The sequence below is a fragment of the Planomonospora algeriensis genome, assembly GCF_977012225.1.
The window spans coordinates 1-3,147 of sequence record NZ_CDRNDK010000607.1 but is presented as its reverse complement, the minus strand read 5'-3'; the positions used below and the strand labels follow the sequence as shown (position 1 = coordinate 3,147).

The window sequence follows — 3,147 nt, the reverse complement described above, 5'->3', positions numbered from 1 at the left end:
CCGTCCGGGCGTGCGGCGTGGGCGCCCGTCCCGGCCGGCGCGCCCCGGGCCGTTCGCCGTACCGCACGCCCGCCGTACCAACCGAACGCCCTAACCGGGGTTGCCACGCCGCCGCATAAATGCAGCCCTCACGATCGCCTCAGCATGGCTGATCGCCGTACGTGCTCGGGGGCGATCGACGTCCAGGGTTCGTTCCTCACCCTGGCCCACCGGGCACCGTAGCGGCACGCTAGTGCGGTGGCCGCTAAGGCGGGAAGAACGGGGACAAGAAGCTCGGGCCGCGAATTAACGCTTCGAATAGCCTTGCGTCTGCAAATACTCAATCCAAGTGTCGACCAAGTGAATCGTGAATTCGCTTACGTCGTTAACATAGCGCTCTACGTCCATTACGGATCGTCCTGCTTGTTGAAAAATTTCGCCATACGATATGTTTCCGTGGGCTACATCATTCCTGAATAGAGCCATCTTTTGAAGAGATGCACTCCATGCAGCTACAGGAAAAGCAATATTTGGCAATCCGTAAATCTCCCAAACCCGATTGAAGTGTTCAGGACGAAGGGTTCGTCCATCAAGAGGGGGTTGGGCATGTCTTGTCTCGATAGGAAGTGATATTGCGTCTGTGCATAACTCTAGGGTTGTTGCGTACCTCCTTCTCTCCCAGAGCTTTGAGTGGTCGGAAAGATCTCTGAGGCTCTCAAAAGCAGTGTGCGCTGCAAGTTGACGTAGACTTGGACGCAAATCGCTTACCGAAAGGGGTGACGAGTTTATCTCTCTATGGGTCTCCTGAATAAGAAATTTCGTGAAAGACTCGAGTTCCGCCATGCTACAGATAACCGAAAGTGCCCTGGCGTCTTGAGCTTCTGATTTCCAGCGTCGGCTTTCTGCTGTGCCGTTTGAGGAAGGTCGTACAAGAGCAAGAAACTTCTTCAAGTCGTCACAGCGTCGTAAAAGCCGTTCTCCCTGATTCTGAATATCAGTTATCAATGCATCATGTGGCGCCACGGAGTAGATCCTTAGCCCGAATAAGCCTACGGCGCAGCATGGCCTTAGTGTTTGAGCCGGCGCCACTTGAGGCACGCAGCTCAGAATCCTCCAGCCAGTCTGGAGCTACCTGACCGACAGGTATACCGTCTGCGGCCAAGTCACCTGCCGCTACAAAGCAAGCCTCGAACTGAACCAATGGGGTTACTTTCGTCTGCTTGCGGAGAAGAGGCTTACCGCCACAGGCAGCGAACAGGATTTCTAGCGCCCTGTCGAATATAATTCGTTCAGTTCTATAGTCGAAATTACTTTCGGCTTTAGCCATGTAGTCGTTGAGGAACCGCTCCACCTTACCGTCGAACGCATCCCTATTGTTCTTGTATGCAAAAAACTTGAGAACTTGTTCTGCTCTTGTGCCGTCATTCTCGTGGCTGCGCTGCAGTTTGATTAACTTCTCCAGGCGTGAATCGCTTGAGAGTTCCTCAATGAAGTCATTGAATGCCCCCATGTAAACACAGGCGCGAACCTCCTGTGCAGTGAGTTGTATTCCGCCGCGGTTAAGGCGCTCGAACACATCAAAACGAACTTGGCGATCACTTTTATCTGTCAGGGAGACAACTTGAAGTGGTTGCCTACCAAAATACACCTGGAGGTTCTTGGGTAGCTCCTGATGGGTTATCCCATTGAGCTCGGTTAGCTTCTCCAGCCCATTGAGGCGAAGAGGGTGCTCGCGCCCAATAGCCTTCGCTTCATCATCGTTTCGTGCCAGAAAGTGAGCCAACGTTGAGAGCCGCTGGAGGCCATCTACGACCTCCCATTGGAATCCAACATTCGTGGCAACGAATAGCGGAGGAACGGGGAGTCCTAGAAAAACCGACTCAACGAAAAGGGATTCATCGCCCTCCTCCCAGCGGAATTTCCTCTGATAATTGGGTGCGGCATTAAGCTCTTCATCGAAAATCATCCGTACGAGCTCGCGTACGGAAAAATTGTGGACTGCTACGTCGACTTTGCCGCGCTCGCCTCGGAGCTGTTCTTCGAGTCCCTCGAGTGATGCTGGGGCAGACATAGCGACAGTGTAGTAGGCGATCACAGTCGGTGAGTAGCACTCAACACTCGTCGTGACATCTGGGTTGGGGTCGCTGCAGGCAGTCCAGCTCCAGCCGCAGGAGCACATTGGCCCAGGTTCCCAGGTCCTTCGGACCGAAGTTCCTCTGTTCCTACGATGATCATTCTGGTCCCCGCCGCATTGCGCATCCTTGATCACGCAGTGAGTCTGCCGGTCGTGCCCGTTGCGCGCCCGATGGGGCGGGGAGCAAGGAGGAACAACGGGGGTTGCGGGGAACGTGATCAGCACCGTGAGCTGCGTCTTCGCTGCCGCCCAAGATCTGGATGCGTCTTTGCAAGCAGGATGTCAGGAGCTCAGATTTTCCGTCTCTGATCGGCGGCTCGTGGGTGTCGGGATGTTCGCCTCTCGGGAATCGATGATGGCGACCACCCGACCGATCAGGATCACCATGCCAACGATCATGATCGCCACACCCGAAAGTTCGGCGAACGCTGCCATGACGTACTCGCCGTCCGGATCGCCGACTCCGGATGGTGAATCGTTGAGCCATCGTGACGCCGCCATCGCCTGGTGCAGGACCAGAGCGCCGAACGCGAAGGTGATCCCTCCCAGGACGAAGCCCGGAGGCGCCGGCCGGGGGCGCTCGCTGGAGGAGAAGGTCTTCCAGGCGCCGACCACCAGCGAGATCGGGACCAAGAAGAACCAGCTGAACTCCAGGGTCATGATCACGCTCAAGCGCAGGTGCTCGAATCCGTCCCCTCGCGGGGAGTGCAGGAGCGGGATCATCAGGACCCCGCTGAGGAGTCCGATGGCGAGGAAGCGGAAGAACCACATGGCCGACATGGTCTCGGACGGCGGAGGGGGCGGGTCAAGAGTCGAGGTGGGAGAGTTTCCACGGATGGAAGGGCATGACCGACTTCTGGATCATGGTCGGAGAGGGCGAGGATCTGCGGGATATATGCGGGATGATCTTCCATCGTTCGGGTCGAGGAAGAGGCTTTCACCCTGCTCAGAAGCTCTGCCGTCGCCTGGAACGCAGCCCTCTTGAAAACCGCTAGGGCCGGTGACGGTCCTCGTGGGTTCGAATCCCACGCTCT

The 3,147-nt window shown here is 56.6% G+C and carries 3 protein-coding genes; all 3 read right to left on the bottom strand.

The features are described 5' to 3' along the window. Nucleotides 1-285: 285 nt before the first annotated feature. Nucleotides 286-1,002 carry an MAE_28990/MAE_18760 family HEPN-like nuclease gene (locus tag ACWJ6R_RS33255; protein ID WP_449066021.1) on the bottom strand — a complete coding sequence of 239 codons (717 nt, stop codon included), beginning with the start codon at nucleotides 1,000-1,002 and terminating at the stop codon, nucleotides 286-288. Continuing rightward, nucleotides 989-2,074: a DUF262 domain-containing protein gene (locus tag ACWJ6R_RS33250; protein WP_449066020.1), complete on the bottom strand. Its 1,086-nt coding sequence runs from the start codon at nucleotides 2,072-2,074 to the stop codon at nucleotides 989-991. The genes ACWJ6R_RS33255 and ACWJ6R_RS33250 overlap by 14 nt, the downstream gene beginning before the upstream one ends. 321 nt (nucleotides 2,075-2,395) lie before the next feature. After that, complete coding sequence (locus tag ACWJ6R_RS33245; protein WP_449066019.1) at nucleotides 2,396-2,785, bottom strand: hypothetical protein; 390 nt, start codon at nucleotides 2,783-2,785, stop codon at nucleotides 2,396-2,398. Between the last annotated feature and the right edge of the window lie 362 nt (nucleotides 2,786-3,147).